The organism is Pseudomonas sp., assembly GCF_026224925.1.
Taxonomy (GTDB): Bacteria; Pseudomonadota; Gammaproteobacteria; order Pseudomonadales; family Pseudomonadaceae; genus Aquipseudomonas.
Genome location: NZ_JAMFRV010000331.1, coordinates 1 through 4,596 on the forward strand (window position 1 = coordinate 1; position 4,596 = coordinate 4,596).

Below are 4,596 nucleotides of genomic sequence, written 5' to 3' on the forward strand. Positions count from 1 at the left end.
CATCGGCATGAGTATTTCCAGATCCAGATCAACCTGGGCGGCGATACCGTGCAGCACATTGGTGGCGCCATTCGGGCATTTGCGCGCAATACACTCGCGTTTATCCTGCCCCACCGTTTGCACGTGATTCCCCATCCCGACGATGGCAGTTTCGTTCTGATCAACTTCGCTCAAGAGTTTTTCCTGCAGCACCTGCCGTGCGATCCCATGGACCTGGAGGATGTTTCTCTGGCCGAAGCGCCGGAGTTGGCGCCGTTCCGCTTCCAGGAACACATTGATTTCGTGCTAGAGGATGCGGACTTCGCCGAAATCGAAGGGCTGCTGCAAAAAATGCGTGAACTCGATCAGAATCGCCAACTGGGCACCGGTTTGATGCTCAAGGGCTATTTGCTGCAATTGATCGGTAAGGTCTGCAATGTGTACGAGCCGCAGTTGTTGGCGTTGTCTGCCAGCAAGGCCGAGAAAAGAGGTCGCCGTGACGCCCTGGGGCGTGTATCGAGCTATATTCGCGAACACATCGCCGACCCCGACATGACCCTTAAAGACGCCGCCGCTGCAGCCTTTCTATCGCCTAACTACCTGACCCACTTGTTGCGCAAAGAGACCGGCAGCACCTTTTCAGAATTGGTACTGGAACGCCGCATGCGCTTGGCGCGAACCCATCTGATTAACACCACCAAACCCGTCAGCCACATCGCCGAAGTGTGTGGGTTTGCTGATGAAGCCTACTTTTCGCGACGTTTTCGCAAGGCCAATGGATTGCCGCCTGGGCAGTTTCGGCGACAGCATCGGGAAGGTTAAGGTTAGGATTGCGTAACAAATACTTATCTCAGGAGAGAATCAATGGGTAATCAGAACGCTGTCCATGTTGCATTAGTCGGTGACTTCGACCCAAGCGTGACTGCGCATCAAGCGATCCCCTTTGCGCTGAACTTGGCTGCCGAAGTCGAAGGGCTGGCGATTAGCTTTGATTGGCTGCCGACACCGAGCGCCCATGACAACACCGCATTGGGTCGCTTCGACGGCATATGGTGCGTGCCGGCAAGTCCTTATCAAAACACCGACGGTGCGTTGAACGCCATTCGTTATGCGCGGGAACATCAGGTGCCGTTCCTTGGCACATGCGGTGGGTTTCAGCACGCCTTGATTGAGTACGCACGGAATGTGTTGGGTTGGGCGGACGCTGAACATGCCGAAACTGCGCCGGATGCACCGCGAGCGGTCATTACCCCACTGAGCTGCGCACTGGTAGAAAAGGCTGATTTGATTGAGCTGGTCTCCGGCTCGAAGATCGCCCAGGCCTATGGCGTGCGCCAAGCTACTCAGACTTACCACTGCCGATATGGCCTAAATACCGACCTTGTTAATGAGCTACTTGCGGGGCCGTTGGCAGCGACGGGGCATGATCAGACCGGTGATGTCCGTGTGGTCGAACTAGCAGGGCATCCGTTTTTTGTAGCCACATTATTCCAACCGGAGCGGGCTGCGTTGACAGGCGAGACGCCGCCAATAGTGGCCGCGTTTGTTCGGGCATGTGCAGTTTATGGGCTGCTCGGAAAGTCTCGGTGCTAGACCTGACTCCTTCGCGAATGAATTCGCTGGATTTTCGATCACCTCAAACTTGCGTCATTGTAGAACAGGAACAAGAAACGCCATGAACAGCACGTCCAGCAACGCTCGCGCCCCTGTGTTACTCAGCGGCGGGTTTGTAGTGCCCGAGCAAGTGCTTTGTCACGCCACCAGCCTGCGCAAGGCTACCCGGCGTATCTCACAGATGTATGACGCGGTCTTGGCGCCTTGTGGATTGCGCTCAACGCAGCGTTCGATCTTGATGCAGATAGCCCGCAGCCAAGTGCCCTCTATGAGTGAGTTGGCAACCGCGCTGGTGATTGATCGTTCAGCGCTGGCGCACAATCTCAAGCCCCTGGAGCGTGACGGGTTTGTCTCAGTGGAAATCGACCCCAACGACCGACGCAGCCGCTTGGTCAAATTGACGGTGATGGGGGAGAGGAAGTTGATCGAATCGCAGGCGTATTGGGAAAAAGCGCAGGAATGTTTCGAATCGGTAGTGGGCGCCGAACACGCAAGTGAGCTGCGTGCATCGCTGACTTACATAGCGTCGAGCGAATACGTCGAAGCCACTGCAGCGACTCACGGCTAAACCGCTTTGTGCACCACCGAAGGGGCAACCACCACAGCCGCTTCCCGTGCAGCCTTGGCCCTGCCGGCCTGCACGATGTACACCCCGGCGAGGATCGCGGCGACGGCCAACAGGTCCATGGGATGCACTGGCTCCTGGACCACGAAAAAGCCGATCAACAACGCTACGACTGGCGGGATATAGGTCACCGATGACGCCGCTAAGGCACCCAGCCGCTGAACGATGAAGTAGTAAATAATGTAAGCGACACCGGTGCCCAGCAAACCAAGCCCCAGAGATACGCCGAGAAAGGCGCGTTGGTCGTCCAGCAGGCGACTCACGCCGTGTAGATCGGTGAATGCCGCGATTACGATCAGCGCCAAACCGATTTGGTAGGTCGACAACGCCACGGCTGAGATTCCCAGCGGGGATACAAAGCGTTTGGCGTACACAAACGAACAACCAACACTGAGTGAACCGGCGATCATATACAGCACGCCTTCCAGGGAGATGCCGCCAGCACCCGCGGCCCATGGGCGGGCAATCAGCAATACGCCGACAAACCCCAGAGCTATGCCCATGCCTACGCGACGAGTCAGCGGCTCTTGGCGTAGAAACAGGAACGCGCAAATGAAGGTGAACAGCGGGATGGCCCCGCTCAACATCCCGGCCACGCTGGACAGGAGCATCGACGTGCCTTTGGCGAAGGCGTAGTAATAGATGTCAGTCGCCAACAACGCCATCACCAGAAAATGGTGTGCATGGCGCAGGTGGCTCCAGCGCAAAGCACGGGTTGCTAACGCAAAAACAAGAATCGGCAAGAAACCAAAAAGAACCCGCAGCAGCACGATCTGCGAGGGTGTAATCAAAGCAGCTGCCCACTTCATGTAGATAAAGTTGGTGCCCCAGATTACGCCGAGTAAGGCAAAGGCTGCGTAGGCTATGTGCTTCATGGGGGCGGCCTTTTCAGGTGAGTTGGATGAGCGGCGAAAAACCGATTGTGCTCGCGCGCTTGCCTAGGCTACAAATCATCATCTGTGCTCAATGGAATAGAAAATCTTCACCATGAAAAGCTCACCTCCGCTGAAGTCGCTTGTTTACTTCGACGCTGCCATGCGCCTCAATAGTTTTTCTCTGGCTGCCAGCGAGCTATTCGTCACGCCCGGTGCCGTGGGCCAACAGATTCGTAATCTTGAACAATGGCTGGGTGTGGCGTTGTTCACCCGGCAAATTCGCCAGGTACGGCCCACCGAAGATGGATTAGCGTATTGGGCGCGGATCCAGCCGGCACTGGTGCAAATCAACGATGCCAGCCAAACCCTGCGCGACCGCCAAAGCAGCAGCGTATGGCTAACCATGCCCCCAGGCGTGGCGGCGAAATGGTTCGCGCGTCGCATGTCCGGTTTCCTGCAGAGCCACCCGCACATTGCGTTGCACCTGAGTTCGTCGGTTGCCCTGGTAGATTTTGCCAACGAGCGGGTGGATCTGGCGATTCGGCACTTCGATGGACGCGCGCCGGAACTCGAAACGCATTTGCTCTATCAGGACGAAGCCCGGCTGTATTGCAGCCCGCGCTATGCGGCCCGTTTCGGTTTGAAAACCCCGGAAGATTTACGTCAGACGACCTTGTTGCACAGTACGCTGCACCCGCATTGGCCAGAGTGGCTGGCACGCTTTAGTGGAATATCAGTAGGGCAGGTGGCGCAGATGGCCGGGATTCATTTTGATCAGTCGCTGATGGCCATCGAGGCCGCGCGGCATGACCAAGGCGTGATATTAACCAGCCCGATGTTGACCGAAGAAGAAGTGAGCAGTGGTGCGTTGATCGAGCCCTTCAGCCAGCGATTGCCGCTGGCCAAAGGATTCTATGTGGTTCAACCCAAGCTTTCGATTCCGCGCCCGGCAGTGCAGGCGCTGAAGCAATGGTTGATTGCCGAAGCAGCGACGCCACCTGCATAACGTCGCCCGCAACACGTTACGGCATGACCGGCGGCAGGTAGGTCAGCGTGGTGCCGAGCAGCCACAGCAGGAACAGCACCAGCGGGGTGTGGATCAGGAATTGTACGAAGGAGAAACCGATCAAGTCCCGCGCCTTCAAGCCGAGTACGCCTAGCAGCGGCAGCATGTAAAACGGGTTGATCAGGTTCGGCAACGCTTCTGCCGCGTTGTAGATCTGCACCGCCCAGCCCAAATGGAACTTCAAATCATTGGCGACTTGCATCACGTAAGGCGCTTCAATGATCCACTTGCCGCCACCCGACGGGATGAAGAAGCCCAGCACCGCCGAATAAATACCCATCAGCAGCGCATAAGTGTCGTGGGAGGCGATCTGGGTGAAAAAAGTCGAGATGTGGTGCGCCAAGGTTTGTGCATCAGTGCCTTTAACCGTGGTCATCAGCGCTGCGATCGAACCGTACAGCGGGAACTGGATCAACACGCCGGTGGTGGTCGGTACC

At 57.0% G+C, this 4,596-nt stretch carries 6 protein-coding genes; 4 read left to right on the plus strand and 2 right to left on the minus strand.

From position 1 onward, the window contains the following. From M0974_RS14490 to M0974_RS14500, 3 genes are all read left to right on the plus strand, one after another. On the plus strand, positions 1-801 hold an 801-nt coding region (locus M0974_RS14490; protein WP_297837845.1), incomplete at its 5' end, for an AraC family transcriptional regulator. 42 nt (positions 802-843) lie between these two features. Beyond that, positions 844-1,572 (plus strand): CTP synthase, encoded by a 729-nt coding sequence (locus tag M0974_RS14495; RefSeq protein ID WP_297837847.1) that lies wholly within the window; start codon positions 844-846, stop codon positions 1,570-1,572. Between the two features lie 82 nt (positions 1,573-1,654). After that, complete coding sequence (locus M0974_RS14500; RefSeq protein WP_297837849.1) at positions 1,655-2,161, plus strand: MarR family winged helix-turn-helix transcriptional regulator; 507 nt, start codon at positions 1,655-1,657, stop codon at positions 2,159-2,161. On the opposite strand, the gene M0974_RS14505 is transcribed toward M0974_RS14500, so the two are convergent. Then, positions 2,158-3,093, minus strand: coding sequence for a DMT family transporter (locus tag M0974_RS14505; RefSeq protein ID WP_297837851.1), 936 nt, complete (start codon positions 3,091-3,093; stop codon positions 2,158-2,160). The two genes, M0974_RS14500 and M0974_RS14505, sit on opposite strands and share 4 nt — an antisense overlap. A gap of 112 nt (positions 3,094-3,205) precedes the next feature. Here M0974_RS14505 and M0974_RS14510 point away from each other — a divergent pair, with 112 nt between their 5' ends. After that, positions 3,206-4,099, plus strand: coding sequence for a LysR substrate-binding domain-containing protein (locus tag M0974_RS14510; protein ID WP_297837854.1), 894 nt, complete (start codon positions 3,206-3,208; stop codon positions 4,097-4,099). Positions 4,100-4,115: 16 nt separating this feature from the next. Here the strand turns inward: M0974_RS14510 and M0974_RS14515 are convergent. Further along, positions 4,116-4,596 (minus strand): TIGR00366 family protein (locus M0974_RS14515; RefSeq protein ID WP_297837856.1); only part of this gene is annotated, 481 nt, incomplete at its 5' end.

Excerpts from the sequence above, each read along its gene's own strand:
- M0974_RS14495 (WP_297837847.1), top strand. The coding sequence starts at position 844 with ATGGGTAATCAGAACGCTGTCCATGTTGCATTAGTCGGTGACTTCGAC.
- M0974_RS14500 (WP_297837849.1), top strand. The coding sequence starts at position 1,655 with ATGAACAGCACGTCCAGCAACGCTCGCGCCCCTGTGTTACTCAGCGGC.
- M0974_RS14505 (WP_297837851.1), bottom strand. The coding sequence starts at position 3,093 with ATGAAGCACATAGCCTACGCAGCCTTTGCCTTACTCGGCGTAATCTGG.
- M0974_RS14510 (WP_297837854.1), top strand. The coding sequence starts at position 3,206 with ATGAAAAGCTCACCTCCGCTGAAGTCGCTTGTTTACTTCGACGCTGCC.